Here is a 16,437-nt window from a genome sequence, read left to right as displayed (position 1 = left end):
CTGACCGGGACCCCTTCGTTTCAAGTGGAAACCCCGAGACGGGGACGTCTCTCCGTTCCAGTCGAAGCGAGACGCGAGAGAAGTAGTCCATCCTGGATTCGAACCAGGGTCGTTGCCCCCAGAAGGCAACAGGATTGGCCACTACCCCAATGGACTGCGCACTCTCCGATAGCCCGCACGTCTTTGTAAGCGTTGCGCGTTGCGGCCGCCGTGCCATCGGTTGACGCTCCCGCGTCCGACGGTCTCCCCGTCGCGGGGTCGCCGGTCGCCTCGCTCCGCTGCCGGATCGCGTTCGTGGACATATCGACGCGTTTTACACGACCTAATCCGCACGAAGCTGTATGTACGTCGGACGATTCGTCGTCGTCGCGCCCGGGATCGGCGGCTACCGAGTCTCCTCGCGCTCGTTCCCGAACCGTCGCGTCAGCCGCCGAGACGGGACCCTCACCGTCGGTCCGACCCCGGACGCGCCCGAGACCGACAACCCGTACGTCTCGTACAACTGCGCGCGGGGGGTCGAGAGCCCGACCGGCGAGCCCCTCGCGGCCCTCGGCAACGGATCGCACGTCGACCCGATCGCAGAGAAACTGGAGCGCGGCTACCCGGCCCGCGACGCGCTCGCGTCGACGCTGCTCGCGCTCGACTTCGAGAAGGACGACTACGACACGCCCCGCGTCGCCGGGGTCGTCGGCGCGGACGCGGCGGTGATCGGCACCGTCCGACGCGACGCGCTGCTCGTCGAGGCCGTCGACGAGCCGACAGTCGTCGCGACCTACGAGACGGACTCCCCCGAGCCGTACGACCTGACCGCGACGGACGCCGGCGGCGCCGCGACCGAACTCCTCGAGGCCGACCTCGAACACCCGGTCTGCGCCGCGGGCGCGACCGTCGACGCCGACGGGGTCTCGCTCGCGTTCGACAACGGCGGCGACTGAGCGGGCGCGGTCTCACGGGGGACCACCGGAAGCGGCCGCCCGCCTTTCCGGCTCCCGACGCCTTTTGCCTCCCCCGTCCGACTGACGCGCATGGAGCGCGTCACCGCCGCCGACTACCACGACCTCGCGGTCCCGGCCGACCCCCGGATCTCGCCGGACGGCGACCGCGTCGCCTTCGTGCGCCGACAGCCGAACGACGACGACAGCTACGAGACGACGGTGTACCTCGTCGACGCCGCGGGCGACGGCGACCCGCGCCGGCTCACCCTCCCCGAGGGCTCGGACGCCGAACCGCGCTGGAGCCCCTCCGGCGACCGGATCGCCTTCACCTCCACCCGCGGCGCGGACGACGACCGCCAGCAGCTGTGGGTCCTCCCGCTCGACGGCGGCGAGGCCCGCCGCGTCACCGACGTCGTCGGCGGCGTCTCCTCGATCGCGTGGTCGCCCGACGGCGAGCGGATCGCGTTCGTCCAGTCGGTGACCGCGGACGACCGCGAGGCCGACCGCGACCTCGCGGTACCGGACGAGTACGAGCCCGAGGAGCACCCCGACCCGCGCGTCATCGACCGGACCGTCTACCGGGCCGCCGAGCGCTACTTCGACGGCCGCCGTCCCGGCGTGTACGTCGTCGACGCGGACGCGACGGTCGGGGGCGTCACGGACCCCGACCCGGCCGAGTCCGGGGCGGTCACGCGGGTCACCGACCGCGACGCCGACTTCGCCGCCCCGTCGTGGGGCGACGCCGACACGCTGTACTACACCGAGGCGGTCGGCGACGACCCCGACGACTCCGTGGAGATCGCGATCCGCGCTCACGACCTCGCGTCCGGCGAGGCGGAGCGCGTCCACACCACGACCGGCTGGGGCGCCGACCTCGCCGCGACGGCCGACGGCCGCGTCGCCTTCACGCACGCGGAGCCGGACCGGGTGTCGATGCAGCCGACGGACCTCCGCGTCCTCGACGCGGAATCGGGCGCCGTCACCGACCTCACCGGCGACCTCGACCGCGGCCTCGGCCGGGGGACGACCCCGCAGTGGGGCCCGGACGACGAGACGATCTACTTCGCGACGCCCGACGAGGGGAAGACGGCGCTGTGGCACGTCCCCGCCGACGGGAGCGCCGAGCCCGAGCGCCTGCTCCGACCGGGAACCGTCTCGGCCGCGACCGTCGGCGGCGAGGCCGGCGGGGACCCCGAGTCGGTCACCGTCGCCTATGCCGCCAGCGAGTGGGACCACCCGGGCGACGCGTTCGCGTACGACGCCGCGGCCGACGAGACGACCCGCCTGACCGAGCTGAACGCCGACTACCTCGCCGAGCGGGCCGTCGGCGAGCCCGAGGAGCTCCGCTTCGAGTCGGACGACGGCGTCGAGATCCAGGGGTGGCTGCTGACGCCGCCGGAATCCGCTACCGATACCGACGAACCGTACCCGCTCGCGGTCGAGATCCACGGCGGGCCGCACGCGATGTGGTCGACCGCGGGGACGATGTGGCACGAGTTCCAGACCCTCGCGGCCCGCGGCTACGCCGTCTTCTGGTCGAACCCGCGCGGCTCGACCGGCTACGGCGAGGAGTTCATGCAAGCCATCGAACGCGACTGGGGCGCGGTCACCCTCCGCGACGTGATGGCGGGCGTCGAGACGGTCGCCGACCGCCCGGAGATCGACGACTCGAACGCGTTCGTCACCGGCGGCTCCTTCGGCGGCTTCATGACCGCGTGGGCGGTCGGCCAGACGGACTACTTCCGCGCGGCCGTCTCGCAGCGCGGCGTCTACGACCTCACCGGCTTCTACGGCTCGACGGACGCCGCCTACAAGCTCGTCGAGGGCGACTTCGACGCGGTGCCGTCCGAGGAGCCCGAGTGGCTCTGGGAGCAGTCGCCGACCGGCCACGCCGACGCGGTCGACACGCCGACCCTCCTGATCCACTCCGAGGACGACACGCGGACGCCGATCTGTACGGCGGAGCTGTACCACCGGATCCTCCGGAAGAACGGCGTCGACACCCGGTTCGTCAGGTATCCCCGCGAGGGGCACGAGCTCTCGCGGTCCGGCGAGCCCGCGCATATCGTCGACCGCATCGAGCGCATCGCTCGCTGGTTCGACGGCTACTCCGAGTACCACGACGCCGAGCGCGCGCTCGACCGCCCCGAGGACGACGGGCTGACCGCGGGCGAGGAGTCGGACGAGGCGGAGGAGTAGGCCCTCGCCCCGCGAACCGGGCTCAGGTCTCGTCGGGGTCGAACGAGTCGATGGCGTCGTGGACGTCCGTGACCCACTCGTCGAGGGCGTCGTGAAGTCGTCGCTTGGCCTCCGGAACCGGGATCGCGGTGTACTGGTAGACGTAGCCGCCGGAGTCGAGGAGCCGCCGCCGGCGCTCGACGAGCCCCTTCTCGCGGAGCGTCGACAGCGACCGATTCACGTTCGACCGGTCGCGATCGAGCGCGTCGGCGAGCTCCGAGACGGTGCTGCCCGGGTACTCGAGCAGTTCGAGGTACGCCCGGCTCTCGTGATCGCGCACGCCGAAGACGCAGGAGAGGACGTGTTCGAAGGAAGGGGAGGCGTCGCCGACGAGGTCCTCGATCTCGGGGTCGCTCATGGGAACCGGTTCGCGCGCGGCGAGGTTAAATGTCGGTCTCCGCCGCTCGGCCGGGGGCCGGCGTTAGCCTCACTCCTCCGCCGCGTACCCCATCTGGTCGATACAGCCTCGCATTCCCGACTCGTCCGCGTGTCGATGGAGATTCGTCGGCGTGTCGCAGTGGTACGTCTCCCCGTCGTAGCGGAGGGCGACCTCGTGGCTGGCGCCGGCGACCTCGACGTCGACGAGGATCCGCCGGCCGTCGTTGAGCGCGTCGATGAGTTCGTCAACGGACAGCTCGCCCGCCTCGACTCGGAGTACCTCGCTCATGCGTTTGATTCGACGGTGGGCGAGTTAAAAGCGACCGATGTGTCTCGGCGTTCGCGGCGGCCGCGCCGTCGGCGCGGGCGATGCGCCGGCGCGGTCGGCGGGACCGCTCCCGTCCTCACGTCGTCGTCGAGTCCGGCCCGCCCTCCTCGGCCGGCGGTTCGATGCCCTCGGCCGCCGCGACGTCGTCGGTCCGTTTCTCGGTCTCGACGTGCCAGCGGTCGATCTCGGACTCGTACTCGTCGAGGACATCCGACACCTCGTCTTTCAGCTCGTCGTCGTTGACGTTCACCTCGAAGACGAACGTCTCGCCGTCCTCGGCGCGGGCGACCTCCTGGATGTTGGCGCTGACGAGCTCGTTGTCGAAGTAGTACGGCGCCATCTGGGTCATCACGTTGCGGTAGACGGCGTCCTCCACCTTCCGGAGCGCCTTCCGGCTGGCCGAGTCGGCCGCGCGGGCGACGTGGCCGATCGACTCCCCCCAGCTCTCGCGGGCGCTCTCGGTGTCGTTCTCCTCGACCTTCTCGTAGGACTCCGTGAGCTTCTCGCCGGCCGTCTGGAGGTCGTCGCCGGGCGACTGCCCCGCGCGCTCGCCTTCCCCCTCGTCGACGGAGGCCTGCGCCGCGGTCTTCTCCGAGACGTCCTCGTCGATGCGCTCGTGGGTCTTGGGACGCCACTCGTCGAACTCGTAGTAGGCGTCGCCGTCGACGCCGACCTCCCGGAGCGCGAGGGCGACCCGCTCGCCGTGTTCGACGACGTCCCCCCAGTCGCCGCGCACCTTGAAGCCGGAGATGCTCTCTTCCATCGCTTGTCCCCGTTACGACACGAACGCGTATAAGTTTCCCCGACTGCGCGCGAGCGAGCGTCGGTCGAGCGAACGGGGCCGGGACGTCCGTGAGCCTGCGTGCGCTACTCGCCGTAGGAGAGCCGGCGGCCGAGCTCGTCCACCCGGTCCTTGAGGTCGCTGAGGAACCCGCCCGGCGAGATCTGCCGGAACGACGACTCGTCGACCTCGATTCGCTCGCCGGCGAACGGGTCGCGCTCGGCGCGCTCCTCCGAGTCCTGGTCTCCGCTCACGGCGCCCACGACGGTCGACATCGAGCACCGTCCGCACGCCTCCACCTCGACCGCGCCGTCGCCCCCGTCGGACCGGTCTCGCTCGTCTGTCATGGTTTCTCACCCCACGCTACGCCGTCTATCTTCTTAAAAGCGTGCCTCGGCCCCGATCGCGACCGTTCCGGGCGATCGGTCTCGCCCGCTGCGGGCTTCTGCCCCGGTGCCCCGCTCCGACCCCGGCACACCGCTCCCGACGCGCTTTTTAGCGCTCCGTGGAATTCGTTGGCATGGGATATCGCGTCGTCGACGTCGACTCGGTCGACCCGGAGCCGGACCGACCGTGTGAGTGCCGGAAGCTCTCCGAGCCGGGCGGCCTCGACGCCGCGGCGATCAACCGATTCAGGGCCGAGCCGGGCGAGCAGCTCCCGCTCGCGTACCACTACCACGAGACGCAACAGGAGGCGTTCTACGTGCTCGACGGGACGCTCTCGGTGGAGACGCCCGAGGAGACCTACGAGGTGCCCGCGGACGACCTGTTCGTCGTCGACCCCGAGAGCCCGCAGCGCGCGTACAACCCGGCCGACGCCGACGGCCCCGTCACCGTGCTCGCGATCGGCGCGCCGCCGGCCGACGGCGACGCGGTCGCCTACGACCCGAACGATGAGTGAGCGCGCCGCGCCGGAGGGCGGCGACGCGACCGGCGGCGACGGGACCACCTCGGCGGGAGGCGACGACCGCCGCGAGCCGGAGGAGCTGCCGGCCGAGATCCGCGAGGCCGTCCCCGACTACGACGACGAGTACCTCGACCGGGTCTCCGACCGGCTGATGTACAGCTACGACCTCGACCGCGACGTCGTCGTCGACGGCGAGCGCTTCGATCTGACCGCGGAGATGCGGGTGCGCAACCAGAAGCAGTTCCTCCACCCGGCGCTGAGCTACGCGGACCACGACATGATGGAGTTCCTGTTCGCTCGGCGCGTCTCGACCCCGTCGGTCGCCGAGCTCGAACGCCTCGTGGCGTTCGCCCACGCGGTGGCCGACGACCGCGTCGAGGGCGACGAGGAACACTACGGGACGGACGTCACCGTCGCGCTCGTCGCGGACCGGATCCCCGACGACGTCGCCGACTTCGTCGACGGGTTCCGCGACAGGACGCTCCTGAAGTTCGGCTACTACGGCCACTACGAGGTGAACCTGATCGTCGTCGCGCCCGACGACGAGGACCTCGTCGCGAGCGAGGTCGCGGACGTCGCCGGCGCGTTCCGCCTGTGGGAGGCGGTCGCGGAGCCGGACGAGGGGCTCTTCTCGCGGCTCGCGAAGCGGTTCTGGCGGTGACGGTCGGGGCGCACTGAAGAATGATCGGAGGGAACGCGGGGGCGGGGACGACCGTCGGCGTCAGTCGTCGCTCGGTTCCGCCGCGGGACGGTCGCCGCCGCGGACGCTCGTGATGTTGCTGTAGCCGATGCGCACGAGCGACAGCGCGAGGTAGACGAGGACGGCCGCGAGCAGGATGCGGACGACCATCGAGATCTGGCCGCCGATGCCGGTGACGCCGCCCTGGATCAGATTGACGAAGAGCCACTGGTACCCAGCCAGGAACGCCAGGGCGATCACGGTGATCGCGACCATGATCGCCATCGGCACGCCCGTGCTGACGAGCTGTTTCGTCTCGTCCCAGTTGGCGAGCCAGACCGTTCCGGTGAGCAGCGCGAGCGCGGCGAGCAGCTGATTCGCGCTCCCGAACAGCGCCCACAGGGTCGCCCACTCGCCGGAGATGACCAGCGCGTACGCGATGAGCCCCTGAATGACCGGGTTCGTGTACCGACCGCGGGCGAACGAACCGACGCCGCCGGCGAAGCCGCTCTCGCTCTGGGTCCCTTTCGTCCCGACGATCTCCTCCATCATGTAGCGGCCGAGCCGCGCGGCCGTGTCCGTGGAGGTGAGCAGGAAGCTCACGAGCACCAGCGCCATGAAGGGAGCGCCGTACGCGGTGGGGATGTTCAGGCTCGTGAGGATGATCCCGCCGCCGGTCGCGAAGTTCGGCAGCGCGCCGCCGATGCCGCCGGCCGCGGCGTCGGACGCGAACCCGGCGATGGCGAGCGCGGACAGCGCCGTCGCGGCGAGTAACCCCTCACCGAGCATGCCGCCGTAACCGATGAGCCGCGCGTCGCTCTCCTTGTTCAGCTGCTTGGCCGTCGTCCCCGAGGAGACGAGCGAGTGGAAGCCGCTGATCGTCCCGCAGGCGATCGTCACGAACAGCATGGGGAACAGCGGGTACGGCGCACGGCTGTCGACCCCCATGAACCCCTGGAACGGCTGGATGCTGCTGTCGACGACGAGCGGCTGCGAGGACGTTCCGAGCACCGTGCCGACGATGATCGCCACCAGCGCGCCGCCGACGCCCGCGTACAGCAGGAACGACGACAGGTAGTCGCGCGGTTGGAGCAGCGTCCAGACCGGGAGGGCGCTGGCGATCACCGCGTATATCAGGATGACGGGCACCCACGCGGCCGTGTTGCCGCCGAGCGCGCCCGCGCCGGGGACCCACGACCCCGTGCTCCCCTCGAAGAGGACGAACGTGCCCGCGGCGTGAGAGGCGTCGCCCGCCAGCTCGAAGAACGCGAACGGGTACTGGATGCCGACCCAGACGCCGGCGAACACGCCGGCGACGAACACGACGGTCCCGGGAATGAACGGTCCGTCGAGCTGGTAGAGGTACACGCCGAACACGACCGCGAGCCCGATGTACACGAAGCTCGCTGTCGCCGCCGACGGGAACGCGTTCAACACGATCCCGACGACCAGCGCGAACACGGCGACGACGAGGATGATCGTGAGGAACGCGAACCACAGCAGCAGGTTCTTGCCCCGTTCCCCGACGTACTGCCCGACGATGTAGCCGATCGAGCGCCCCTCGTGGCGGATCGAGCTCGACAGCGAGATGAAGTCGTGGACCGCGCCCATCAGCGGGTTCCCGATCGCGACCCACAGCAGCGCGGGGACCCATCCCCAGATCGCTCCCGCCGTGATCGGGCCGACGATCGGTGCGCCGCCCGCGATGCTTGAGAAGTGGTGCCCCAGTAGTACCGGCTTCTTCGACGGTACGTACTCCTGTCCGTCTTCGTACTTGTGTGCCGGCGTCTCCCGCTCGTCGTCGAGTTCGACGAACTGCGAAAGATACCGCGAGTACCCCATGTACCCCACGGTGAACGTGCCCAGCACGGCAACGACGATCCAAATTACACTTGTCATAGGTTCCCTCCCTCGTGGTATCGGTTCACTATGTTCAACTTAAACGTTACTTTCGTTCATGATGGATAACGTCAATATCTTCCGGTCACGTCGGGGCCGTCGCCGAAACCCGGTTCTTTTCTCTGACTCTCCGGTAAAATTCGCACTATCGGCGTTCCGATCGACCTCGCGCGCGCGCCCCGGGTCTCCCGGTTCGGTCCGGTGGAACCGCTCCGCCGCGGGAGAGTGAGGCCGACCCGCCGCCCGCGTTCCGCGCGTCACAGAGGAACGAGGAGGAAGCCCACGGCTTCAGCCGTGGGAGGAATCCGACTCCCCGCAACATACCACGAGCGATAGCAACTTGACTCCCCACTACCAGCCGCAGAACTTATGAATAAATAGATTAACATGTGAAATACAGATGGAGGATGTGATTCGCACCGTCAAAGTCAAACTTGACGTGCCCGAGGGGCGGTGCGACGACCTCCATCAGACGAAAGAGCAGTTCCTCCACTGTGCGAACACGACCGCAGCATGGGCGTGGCGACACCCGGACGAGCACTGCGTCACCTCAAAACAACAAGCCGAAACCGCGCTTTACGACCGACTTCGCAATGAAACGGAGCTGACTGCGAACCTCGTTCAGAAGGGGATTCGACGCGCTATCGAGGCCACAAAAAGCGGTGTTGCCCGACTCAAAAAGGGCGAAACCACTAGTCAGCCGCAGTTCGACGCGTGGAGCGTCGTCTACGACAAGCGTTCCGCGACGTTCCACCGCGACCACGTCTCCCTTTCCACGGTGAACGGGCGTGTCGAGTGTGAGTACGTGATTCCTGACGATCCTGAGGAGACACCGATCGGCGAGCACCTGCTGAACGAGGAGTACGAGTTCCGGATGTCCACGCTCCAGTACGACCGCTCGACTGAGGCGTTCTATCTCCACGCGCGAATGCGCCGCACCACAGACGACCACGAGCAGTCCGCGGCTGCTTCTTCTGACGCCGAGCACAGAACAGTCCTTGGCGTCGACCTGAACGTGGACGGCTCGCTCGCCGTGACTTCTACGGGCGCGTTCATCGGGAACGCCGACGAGATGAACCATCGACGCCGCGAGTTCGAAAAGACCCGCGGGTCGATGCAACAGACGGGTACGCGGTCGGCGCACCTGTCGATCCAGTCGATGGACGACCGAGAACACCGCTGGATACAGGACGAACTCCACCGCGCCTCGAACCAGATTCTCGACGAAGCTCGCAACCACGGGTGTACGCACATCGCGTTCGAGGATCTGACAGACATCCGCGACCGGATGGCTGGTGCGAAGCGATTCCACGCGTGGGCGTTCCGACGCTTATACGAGTACGTCGAGTACAAAGCAGAGATGCTCGAGATTGAAGTCGAGCAGGTGAGTCCCGCATATACGTCTCAGCGGTGTTCGAAGTGCGGCTTCACACACGAGAGAAATCGGGGGTCGAAACACCAGTTCGCGTGTCAGAAGTGCGACTACGAGCTGAACGCGGACTACAACGCGAGCAAGAACATCGCTCGGAAACTGTTGAAACGACTCCATTCGGGGCAGAAGTCTTCGGATGGAGGCGCACCCTGTCAGTGTGCGCTGACGTCAGGGACGCTGAACCTGAACGGCGGATTCACCGCCAGCGTCGATTCGACGACAGAAGGGGAGTCCACTGACAAGCCCACGACTTCAGTCGTGGGTCACTGACGGCTCCACGTCGAGGGAGGCGGCGACGTCGGCGAGCACGTCTCCGCGGACCTCGGTGGTGCGCGACTCGATCTCGGCGACGAGCGGCGGCTCGAACCCCTCGCGGACCTGCGCGAGTCGCTCGCGCTCGGTCTCGACCTTCTCGCGGAGGTAGCGCGCGCCGCGTCCCTCCTCGTCCTCGTCGGGCGACGGCGTGAGCTTGTTCGCCACCAGCCCGCGGACCCGCAGGTCGCGCTCGGTGAACCCCTCGATCGCCCGGGCCGTCTCGTTGACCGAGAGCTGGTCGGGGTTGAACACGAGGAAGAAGGCGGCCTCGTTCCGCATCGTCTCGCCGGCGTACTCGAAGAACTCCTTGCGCCGCTGGAGCCGCTCGATCACGGGGTCGCCCTCCAGCAGGCGCCGAGGCTCCATATCCCCGACCGCGGCCTTCTCGAACAGGTCGATCGACTGCTTGCGCTTGTACAGCAGCCGGTCGATCCAGTCCCCGAGGAACTCCGGGAGCCCGAGCAGCCGGAGCGTCGACCCCGTGGGCGCGGTGTCGAAGACGACGCGGTCGTACGGCTCGCTCTCCGTGCGCATCACGTCGACGAACGCGTCGAACAGCGCCGACTCGTACGCGCCGGGCGTCCCGTGGGACATCTCCAGCTGGCGGTTGATCTCCGAGACCATCGCGGCCGACACCTGCTCCGAGAGCGCCTCGCGGATCTCGTCCAGATGCCGCTGCATCTCGTCTTCGGGGTCGAGCTCCAATGCGTCCAGCCCCTCGACGCCGGCGACCGACTCCGGCTCGTCGCCGAACTGCTGGTCGAACACGTCCGACACGGAGTGGGCCGGGTCGGTGGAGACGACGAGCGTTCGCACCCCGTCGCGGGCGCAGCGGTGGGCGTACGCGCACGAGACGGTGGTCTTTCCGACCCCGCCCTTGCCGCCGAAGAAGACGAACTGCTCCATCAGTCGCGGAGTGTGCGCCGGTCCGTCATCAGAAGTGGTACTGCTGACCCTTCCGCTCGATCAGCGTCTCGCGGTCCCACAGCCGCCGCTCCCACGCCTCGAACTCGTCTTCGAGGTACGGGAGCAGCTCGGCGGTGTAGTACGACACCGGCGACGGGATCCCGAACGCGTCCGGGAAACACGCGAGCATGAACTCGTCTTCGGTGTCCTCGGCCTCCTTCTCGATCTTCTCGTAGGCCGGATGCGTGATCATCCCGTGGTACAGGCCCCGGAGCCACTCCTCCAGCGTGGCCCGAAACGTTTCGATCCGGTCGGCTACTGTCATCATTTCTCATGACACTCCTCCCGCGTTAAAACCTGTCGCGGCCGGGGCGGCGCAGTCACGGCCCGCGGAACGGAGTCGCCCGCGGAGCGCGGGTCGTCAGGCGGTGTTCCCGTCCGTGAGCTCGCTCGACGCCTCGTCGGATTCGGCGTCGTCGTCGTCCAAATCCGGTCGGTCCTCGTTGCCAGGGCTCGGCGTGTGGATGTCGTCGCCGAGCGCTCCCCAGACGAGATACAGCATCGCGGCGACCATCAGCACGGTCACCGCGACGCTGACGAGCGACACGGCGGAGGCGGACAGAACCATACCGCGAGTTCGACGACCCCCGCCTATCAACGTATCGGCTCGGATCGCCCCGTGGCGGCCCCCGGCGCCCGGTCGCTCCCCCGCGCCGCCCGGGGGTTCAAGAGCGTCGTGGCCGATCCGACCGTATGGACGACCGCATCCCGGTGACCGTGCTCTCGGGGGGACTCGGCGCGGGCAAGACGACGCTCCTCAACCACCTGCTCCGGAACGCCGGCGACCGCGACGTCGCGGTCCTCGTCAACGACATGGGCGACGTGAACGTCGACGCGGACCTGATCGCGGAGGAGTCCGAGGTCGACGTCGAGGGCGTCACCGAGCTGTCGAACGGCTGTATCTGCTGTGAGCTGCAGGACGACCTCGAAAGCGCCGTGGTGCGGCTCGCGAACGAGCGCTCCTTCGACGCTCTGGTCGTCGAGTCCTCTGGTATCTCGGAACCCGCGCCGGTCGCGCGGCTGTTCACGACCGAGTCTCGCGCGGCGGCCCGCTACCGCGTCGACGCGCTGGTGACCGTGATCGACACGCGGCAGTTCCTCGACGCGTTCGCGGGCGACGAGACGCCGGAGCGGCGCGTCGATCCGGACGCGGGCGCAGCGACCGATGACGGCCGCGGGAACGGCGGCGCGGGCGACGGCCGCGGGAACGGCGGCGCGGGCGACGGCGACGCCGACCGCCCGCTCTCGGACCTCCTCGTCGAGCAGGTCGAGGTGTCGAACCTCGTGGTGTGTAACAAGGCGGACCTCTGTACCGACGCGGAGGTCGACGAGGCGGTCGGCCTCGTGGGGGCGCTCCAGCCCGACGCGGAGACGGTCGTCACGGAGTTCTCGGCGGTCGACCCGGACCGGATCCTCGACGTCGGGCTGTTCGACGAGGGCGAGGTCGGTGACCTCCCCGGCTGGAAGCGCGCGCTCGCGGACGACCACGACCACAGCGGCGATTCGGAGGGGAGTCACGTCCACCGCCACCCCGACGAGGTGTACGGCGTCACCTCCTTCACCTACCGCCGCCGGCGACCCTTTCACCCGGAGCGGATCGCCGCGCTCCTGCGGGACCTCCCGGCCGACGTGGTCCGCTCGAAGGGGACGTTGTGGGTGGCCGGCACCGACCAGCGCCAGCAGGTCGGGCAGGCCGGGCGGTCGGTCCGCGTCGAGGCGCTCGGCCCGTGGATCGCGAGCCTCCCGTCGGTCGAGCGCGACATGCTGCGCTCGAACCGCCCGGACTTGGAGTGGGATGACGACCACGGCGACCGCCGGACCGAGTTCGTCGTCATCGGCACCGGGGTCGACGAGGCCGCGCTCGTCGACCGGCTCGACGACGCGCTCCTGACGGACGAGGAGCTCGCGGCGCTCGGCGACCCGGGCGTCGGCGACGACCCCGCCGACGCCGATCCCGCGCCGTTCCCGACCGATCAGGGCGAGGCGACGGTGCTCCGCGAGCCCTGATCGATCGGGAGGGCGAGGCGACGGTGCTCCGCGAGCCCTGATCGATCGGGAGGGCGAGGCGACGGTGCTCCGCGAGCCCTGACCCGTTTATAAACCGAGACGTTCGCGCTCAGCAGGCGCAGCCGTGGCCGCTCGCGCGCTCGAAGCGCATCGCGTCGCCGCAGTCCGGACACGCCGGCACCCCCTCGTCGTCGCGGTCGAGCCCCGCCTCGTCGACGGCGACGTCGCGGACCCGCACGCCGCAGTCGTCGCACCAGTACGACCCCTCGGAGCCGTCGTCGCCGGCGGTCTCCGGCGCGCTCCGGGTCGGTCCCCGCAACGCGCGCGACAGCCTGTCGAAAACGCTCATACGCCCGCGTACGTCGTCCCGCTCCATTACGCTCCCGCCGCTGTGCGATTGTGACACATTACCGTGGATCGGCGGCGTGGCGGGACCGAACGCTCGGCGTCAGAGCAGCGGGAGCGTGAGCGCGACCAGCCCGACGCCCAGCCCGACCGCCGCGTAGAACAGCCGCTCGACGCGCGGTCCCGGCGGGAGGGGACCGGCGTCGATAGCGGGCGCGCTCCGGACCAACTGCCGGTACGCGAGCGCCGTCGCACCGGCGAACGCCGCCCCCGACAGCGCCAGCGCGGCCCGCAGCGCGAACCCGTACGCGAGCCCGTATATCGGACCGAAGGAAAACGCGACCATGAACGCGAGCCCGACGGTGACGAGGAAGGGGACGGGGTCGATCCGGTCTCCGTGCTTGTTGTGAACGCGCATCTCGATCGGCGAGAGCCGCTACGGTCCGCGCGGACAAAACGTCGCGGGTGTCGTGGCGAAGAGCTAAGTGACGCTCCGCCCGGCGTAGGCGTATGAGCGACGATCAGCGGGGAGCGGGAGAGGGACCCGAGGGAATTCGCGAGGGCGTCGAGGGGTCGGAGGGTGACCCGCGGGTGGTGTTGCTCCTGAACGCCGTCCTCTCTGGGCTGTTCGCGTGGACCGCGTTCTGGGGGCTCCAGCTGCTCGACGTCGCCGAGGTCACCGCGACGAACGTCGCCTCCCTCGCGCTCGTCATCTTCGCGCTGACGTACGTCGTCGTGCTGCGGTGACCGCGGCGGCGTTCCCTCCGCCCTCACGCGTCGCCCGCCTCCGCGTTCGGACGCGCTCCCTCGAACCGGCGATTTTCGCCATCTTTTAAGCCGAACGCGGCCCGTCTCCCGACAATGACGATCGAAGACCGCGACGACGCCTACCTCATCACGCACGCGCTGGCGACGGACACCCTCTCGCGGCTGCGCGACGTCGAGACGGAGCAGGTGGCGTTCCGGAAGGGGCTCGTGAAGCTCGGCCGCATCTGCGGCTACGAGATCATCGACGGCGCGATGGAGACGGAGTACGTCCCCGTCGAGACCCCCCTCGCGGAGACCACCGGCGAGCGGGTGAAGGGGCTCGACGACGTGGTGATAATCAACGTCCTCCGCGCCGCGACGCCGTTCGTCGAAGGGCTGTTGAAGGCGTTCCCGCGCGCGAAACAGGGCGTCATCTCTGCCGGCCGCGACGAGGAGGCCGGGATGACCGCGGACGGCGAGTTCCCGATCACCATCGACTACGTGAAGCTCCCCGAGATCCGGCCGGAGGACACCGTCATCGTCGCCGACCCGATGCTCGCGACGGGGTCGACGATGGTCGCCGTCCTCGACCACGTCCTCGACGAGGCCGCCGACTTCGAGGACCTGTTCGTGCTCTCGGCGGTCTCCGCGCCCGCCGGCCTCGTCCGCGTGAGCGAGGCGGTCCCCGAGGCGGACCTGCTGACGGTCGCCATCGACGATCACCTCGACGACGACGGGTTCATCGTCCCCGGCCTCGGCGACGCCGGCGACCGCGCGTTCCGGACCGTCTGAGCGGTCGTGTCGCCGCCGAGACGCCTCGGTTCCGTCGACGTACTTTTAAGAGCCGGCGCCGCGACCGATACGACATGAGCGACGCGCCGACGACCGAGCCCTGCGACGCCTGCGGCGAGCCCACGACGGACGCGCTCTCGCGCACCGTCCGGCTGAGCGTCGACCGGGCGAACATCGACACCCAGCGGCTCTGCCCCGACTGCTTCGCCGACTGGATCCAGCGCTACCAGGACCGCCTCGGCTCCGGCGGGGACGAGGGCGACGACACCTCCGAGATCATCGTCGACTGAGACCGGACAGCTTCGTTCCGGCCAGCGACGACCGAACACCTTCGTTCCGGCCGGCAACGTCCGTTCCGACCGCCCGTCTTAAGCCGCGGCGGAACGGACCTCGTCGTAATGGATCTCGCCATCGACGCCCCGGCCCCGGCGGCGCCCGACTGCGCCGCCGACGGGACGTGGCTCGCGTGTATCGAGTGCGACGAGACGTTCGCCCCCTTCGAGGCCGTCCGGTACACCTGCGACGAGTGCGACGGCCTGCTCGAAGTCCGGTACGACGACCCGCCGACGTTCGACGAGTTCGGCGCGGGCGCGCCCTCCGACGGGCCCGAGCGCGGCGTCTGGCGCTACCGCGAGGCGCTCCCCTTCGACCTCGGCGTCACGCTCCCCGAGGGCGACACGCCGCTCCACCGCGTCCCGCGCATCGAGGAGTCGGTGGGCGTCGACGCGCTCCGGATCAAACACGAGGGGATGAACCCCACCGGCTCGTTCAAGGACCGCGGGATGACCGTCGGCGTCCGCGTGGCGAAGGAGCTGGGCGTCGGCGCGCTCGCGTGCGCCTCGACGGGCAACACCTCGGCCGCGCTCGCGGCGTACGGCGGCCGCGGCGGGATGCAGACGCTCGTCCTCCTGCCGGCGGGGAAGGTCGCCGCGGGGAAGATCGCGCAGGCCAGCCTCCACGGCGCGCGAATCCTGGAGGTCGACGGCAACTTCGACGCCTGCCTCGACATCGTCCAGGAGCTGGCCGCCCGCGGCGAGGCGTACCTGCTCAACTCGCTGAACCCGTTCCGGCTGGAGGGCCAGAAGACGATCGGCTTCGAGATCCTCGAGGAGTTCTACGCCGACTACGGCGTCTTCCCCGACCGCATCGTCCTCCCCGTCGGCAACGCGGGGAACACCTCCGCGCTGTACAAGGGCTTCCGCGAGCTCGTCCAGTCGGGCGCGCTCGACGTCGACGAGGTCCCCAAGCTCACCGGCGTTCAGGCCGAGGGCGCGGCGCCGATGGTCGAGGCGATCGAGGAAGGGAACGACGAGGTCCGTCGCTGGGAGGAGGTCGAGACGCGCGCGACCGCGATCCGCATCGGCAACCCGGTCAACGCGCCGAAAGCGATCCCCGGGATCCGCAACACCGGCGGCACCGCGGTCGCCGTGAGCGACGCGGAGATCACCGCCGCGCAGCGCCACCTCGCCAGCGAGGGCGTCGGCGTCGAGCCCGCCTCCGCGGCGAGCCTCGCGGGCCTCAAGAAGCTCCGGCGTTCGGGCGTCGTCGACGACGACGAGCGGGTCGTCTGCCTGACGACCGGCCATCTCTTAAAAGATCCCGACGCGGCCTACGAGGCCGGCGGCGACCCGGAGCCGGTCCCGAACGACGTCGACTCGATCCTCGACCTCTTACACGACTGATCGGGT

The 16,437-nt window shown here is 69.5% G+C and carries 20 protein-coding genes; 10 read left to right on the top strand and 10 right to left on the bottom strand.

Translation table 11 applies throughout. The features are described from left to right. Positions 1–341: 341 nt before the first annotated feature. Both C466_RS13805 and C466_RS13800 read left to right on the top strand, forming a co-directional pair. Entirely contained in the window at positions 342–935 is a 594-nt protein-coding gene (locus tag C466_RS13805) for an IMP cyclohydrolase (RefSeq protein WP_004599245.1), read from the top strand. 90 nt (positions 936–1,025) lie between these two features. Then, positions 1,026–3,134, top strand: coding sequence for a S9 family peptidase (locus tag C466_RS13800; RefSeq protein WP_004599246.1), 2,109 nt, complete (start codon positions 1,026–1,028; stop codon positions 3,132–3,134). Positions 3,135–3,156: 22 nt separating this feature from the next. Here C466_RS13800 and C466_RS13795 read toward each other — a convergent pair whose 3' ends face one another. The 4 genes from C466_RS13795 to C466_RS13780 all read right to left on the bottom strand — a co-directional run bounded on the left by C466_RS13795 (position 3,157) and on the right by C466_RS13780 (position 5,007). Beyond that, positions 3,157–3,531, bottom strand: coding sequence for a helix-turn-helix domain-containing protein (locus tag C466_RS13795; RefSeq protein ID WP_004599247.1), 375 nt, complete (start codon positions 3,529–3,531; stop codon positions 3,157–3,159). A gap of 69 nt (positions 3,532–3,600) precedes the next feature. Then, complete coding sequence (locus C466_RS13790; protein WP_004599248.1) at positions 3,601–3,840, bottom strand: hypothetical protein; 240 nt, start codon at positions 3,838–3,840, stop codon at positions 3,601–3,603. Between the two features lie 115 nt (positions 3,841–3,955). After that, complete coding sequence (locus C466_RS13785) at positions 3,956–4,642, bottom strand: DUF5828 family protein (protein ID WP_004599249.1); 687 nt, start codon at positions 4,640–4,642, stop codon at positions 3,956–3,958. 104 nt (positions 4,643–4,746) lie between these two features. Then, positions 4,747–5,007: a hypothetical protein gene (locus C466_RS13780; RefSeq protein WP_004599250.1), complete on the bottom strand. Its 261-nt coding sequence runs from the start codon at positions 5,005–5,007 to the stop codon at positions 4,747–4,749. 173 nt (positions 5,008–5,180) lie between these two features. Here C466_RS13780 and C466_RS13775 point away from each other — a divergent pair, with 173 nt between their 5' ends. Both C466_RS13775 and C466_RS13770 read left to right on the top strand, forming a co-directional pair. Then, a complete protein-coding gene (locus tag C466_RS13775; RefSeq protein ID WP_004599251.1) occupies positions 5,181–5,561 on the top strand; it encodes a cupin domain-containing protein in 381 nt (126 codons plus the stop codon). After that, a complete protein-coding gene (locus tag C466_RS13770; RefSeq protein WP_004599252.1) occupies positions 5,554–6,228 on the top strand; it encodes a hypothetical protein in 675 nt (224 codons plus the stop codon). The genes C466_RS13775 and C466_RS13770 overlap by 8 nt, the downstream gene beginning before the upstream one ends. A gap of 60 nt (positions 6,229–6,288) precedes the next feature. On the opposite strand, the gene C466_RS13765 is transcribed toward C466_RS13770, so the two are convergent. After that, positions 6,289–8,145 (bottom strand): carbon starvation CstA family protein, encoded by a 1,857-nt coding sequence (locus C466_RS13765; RefSeq protein ID WP_004599253.1) that lies wholly within the window; start codon positions 8,143–8,145, stop codon positions 6,289–6,291. Between the two features lie 400 nt (positions 8,146–8,545). Here C466_RS13765 and C466_RS13760 point away from each other — a divergent pair, with 400 nt between their 5' ends. Then, positions 8,546–9,847 (top strand): RNA-guided endonuclease InsQ/TnpB family protein, encoded by a 1,302-nt coding sequence (locus C466_RS13760; RefSeq protein WP_004599254.1) that lies wholly within the window; start codon positions 8,546–8,548, stop codon positions 9,845–9,847. Here C466_RS13760 and C466_RS13755 read toward each other — a convergent pair. From C466_RS13755 to C466_RS13745, 3 genes are all read right to left on the bottom strand, one after another. Beyond that, a complete protein-coding gene (locus tag C466_RS13755) occupies positions 9,830–10,798 on the bottom strand; it encodes an ArsA family ATPase (protein ID WP_004599255.1) in 969 nt (322 codons plus the stop codon). The two genes, C466_RS13760 and C466_RS13755, sit on opposite strands and share 18 nt — an antisense overlap. Before the next feature lie 28 nt (positions 10,799–10,826). Further along, a complete protein-coding gene (locus tag C466_RS13750; protein ID WP_004599256.1) occupies positions 10,827–11,123 on the bottom strand; it encodes a hypothetical protein in 297 nt (98 codons plus the stop codon). A 96-nt stretch (positions 11,124–11,219) separates the two neighbouring features. Next, positions 11,220–11,426 carry a hypothetical protein gene (locus tag C466_RS13745; RefSeq protein WP_004599257.1) on the bottom strand — a complete coding sequence of 69 codons (207 nt, stop codon included), beginning with the start codon at positions 11,424–11,426 and terminating at the stop codon, positions 11,220–11,222. Between the two features lie 125 nt (positions 11,427–11,551). Between C466_RS13745 and C466_RS13740 the strand changes: the two genes are divergently transcribed. After that, on the top strand, positions 11,552–12,865 hold the full coding sequence (locus tag C466_RS13740) for a CobW family GTP-binding protein (protein WP_004599258.1): 1,314 nt from the start codon (positions 11,552–11,554) through the stop codon (positions 12,863–12,865). Between the two features lie 109 nt (positions 12,866–12,974). Here C466_RS13740 and C466_RS13735 read toward each other — a convergent pair whose 3' ends face one another. Both C466_RS13735 and C466_RS13730 read right to left on the bottom strand, forming a co-directional pair. Then, entirely contained in the window at positions 12,975–13,241 is a 267-nt protein-coding gene (locus C466_RS13735; RefSeq protein ID WP_004599259.1) for a hypothetical protein, read from the bottom strand. A 72-nt stretch (positions 13,242–13,313) separates the two neighbouring features. Beyond that, a complete protein-coding gene (locus C466_RS13730; RefSeq protein WP_004599260.1) occupies positions 13,314–13,628 on the bottom strand; it encodes a hypothetical protein in 315 nt (104 codons plus the stop codon). A gap of 92 nt (positions 13,629–13,720) precedes the next feature. Here C466_RS13730 and C466_RS13725 point away from each other — a divergent pair, with 92 nt between their 5' ends. The 4 genes from C466_RS13725 to thrC all read left to right on the top strand — a co-directional run bounded on the left by C466_RS13725 (position 13,721) and on the right by thrC (position 16,431). Then, positions 13,721–13,957 carry a hypothetical protein gene (locus C466_RS13725; RefSeq protein ID WP_004599261.1) on the top strand — a complete coding sequence of 79 codons (237 nt, stop codon included), beginning with the start codon at positions 13,721–13,723 and terminating at the stop codon, positions 13,955–13,957. Positions 13,958–14,071: 114 nt separating this feature from the next. Next, a complete protein-coding gene (gene upp / locus C466_RS13720) occupies positions 14,072–14,749 on the top strand; it encodes a uracil phosphoribosyltransferase (RefSeq protein WP_004599262.1) in 678 nt (225 codons plus the stop codon). Positions 14,750–14,823: 74 nt separating this feature from the next. Beyond that, the gene (locus C466_RS13715; RefSeq protein ID WP_004599263.1) at positions 14,824–15,039 is read left to right on the top strand and encodes a DUF7569 family protein; all 216 of its coding nucleotides are present in this window, start codon (positions 14,824–14,826) and stop codon (positions 15,037–15,039) included. A gap of 108 nt (positions 15,040–15,147) precedes the next feature. After that, positions 15,148–16,431, top strand: coding sequence for a threonine synthase (thrC, locus tag C466_RS13710; protein WP_004599264.1), 1,284 nt, complete (start codon positions 15,148–15,150; stop codon positions 16,429–16,431). Positions 16,432–16,437 lie beyond the last annotated feature (6 nt).

The organism is Halorubrum distributum JCM 10118 (assembly GCF_000337335.1).
Lineage (GTDB): Archaea > Halobacteriota > Halobacteria > Halobacteriales > Haloferacaceae > Halorubrum > Halorubrum distributum.
This window is presented reverse-complemented; position numbering and strand designations above follow the sequence as displayed.

Coding starts and splice junctions, on each gene's coding strand:
- C466_RS13805 (WP_004599245.1), top strand. CDS start 342: ATGTACGTCGGACGATTCGTCGTCGTCGCGCCCGGGATCGGCGGCTAC.
- C466_RS13800 (WP_004599246.1), top strand. CDS start 1,026: ATGGAGCGCGTCACCGCCGCCGACTACCACGACCTCGCGGTCCCGGCC.
- C466_RS13795 (WP_004599247.1), bottom strand. CDS start 3,531: ATGAGCGACCCCGAGATCGAGGACCTCGTCGGCGACGCCTCCCCTTCC.
- C466_RS13790 (WP_004599248.1), bottom strand. CDS start 3,840: ATGAGCGAGGTACTCCGAGTCGAGGCGGGCGAGCTGTCCGTTGACGAA.
- C466_RS13785 (WP_004599249.1), bottom strand. CDS start 4,642: ATGGAAGAGAGCATCTCCGGCTTCAAGGTGCGCGGCGACTGGGGGGAC.
- C466_RS13780 (WP_004599250.1), bottom strand. CDS start 5,007: ATGACAGACGAGCGAGACCGGTCCGACGGGGGCGACGGCGCGGTCGAG.
- C466_RS13775 (WP_004599251.1), top strand. CDS start 5,181: ATGGGATATCGCGTCGTCGACGTCGACTCGGTCGACCCGGAGCCGGAC.
- C466_RS13770 (WP_004599252.1), top strand. CDS start 5,554: ATGAGTGAGCGCGCCGCGCCGGAGGGCGGCGACGCGACCGGCGGCGAC.
- C466_RS13765 (WP_004599253.1), bottom strand. CDS start 8,145: ATGACAAGTGTAATTTGGATCGTCGTTGCCGTGCTGGGCACGTTCACC.
- C466_RS13760 (WP_004599254.1), top strand. CDS start 8,546: ATGGAGGATGTGATTCGCACCGTCAAAGTCAAACTTGACGTGCCCGAG.
- C466_RS13755 (WP_004599255.1), bottom strand. CDS start 10,798: ATGGAGCAGTTCGTCTTCTTCGGCGGCAAGGGCGGGGTCGGAAAGACC.
- C466_RS13750 (WP_004599256.1), bottom strand. CDS start 11,123: ATGACAGTAGCCGACCGGATCGAAACGTTTCGGGCCACGCTGGAGGAG.
- C466_RS13745 (WP_004599257.1), bottom strand. CDS start 11,426: ATGGTTCTGTCCGCCTCCGCCGTGTCGCTCGTCAGCGTCGCGGTGACC.
- C466_RS13740 (WP_004599258.1), top strand. CDS start 11,552: ATGGACGACCGCATCCCGGTGACCGTGCTCTCGGGGGGACTCGGCGCG.
- C466_RS13735 (WP_004599259.1), bottom strand. CDS start 13,241: ATGGAGCGGGACGACGTACGCGGGCGTATGAGCGTTTTCGACAGGCTG.
- C466_RS13730 (WP_004599260.1), bottom strand. CDS start 13,628: ATGCGCGTTCACAACAAGCACGGAGACCGGATCGACCCCGTCCCCTTC.
- C466_RS13725 (WP_004599261.1), top strand. CDS start 13,721: ATGAGCGACGATCAGCGGGGAGCGGGAGAGGGACCCGAGGGAATTCGC.
- upp (WP_004599262.1), top strand. CDS start 14,072: ATGACGATCGAAGACCGCGACGACGCCTACCTCATCACGCACGCGCTG.
- C466_RS13715 (WP_004599263.1), top strand. CDS start 14,824: ATGAGCGACGCGCCGACGACCGAGCCCTGCGACGCCTGCGGCGAGCCC.
- thrC (WP_004599264.1), top strand. CDS start 15,148: ATGGATCTCGCCATCGACGCCCCGGCCCCGGCGGCGCCCGACTGCGCC.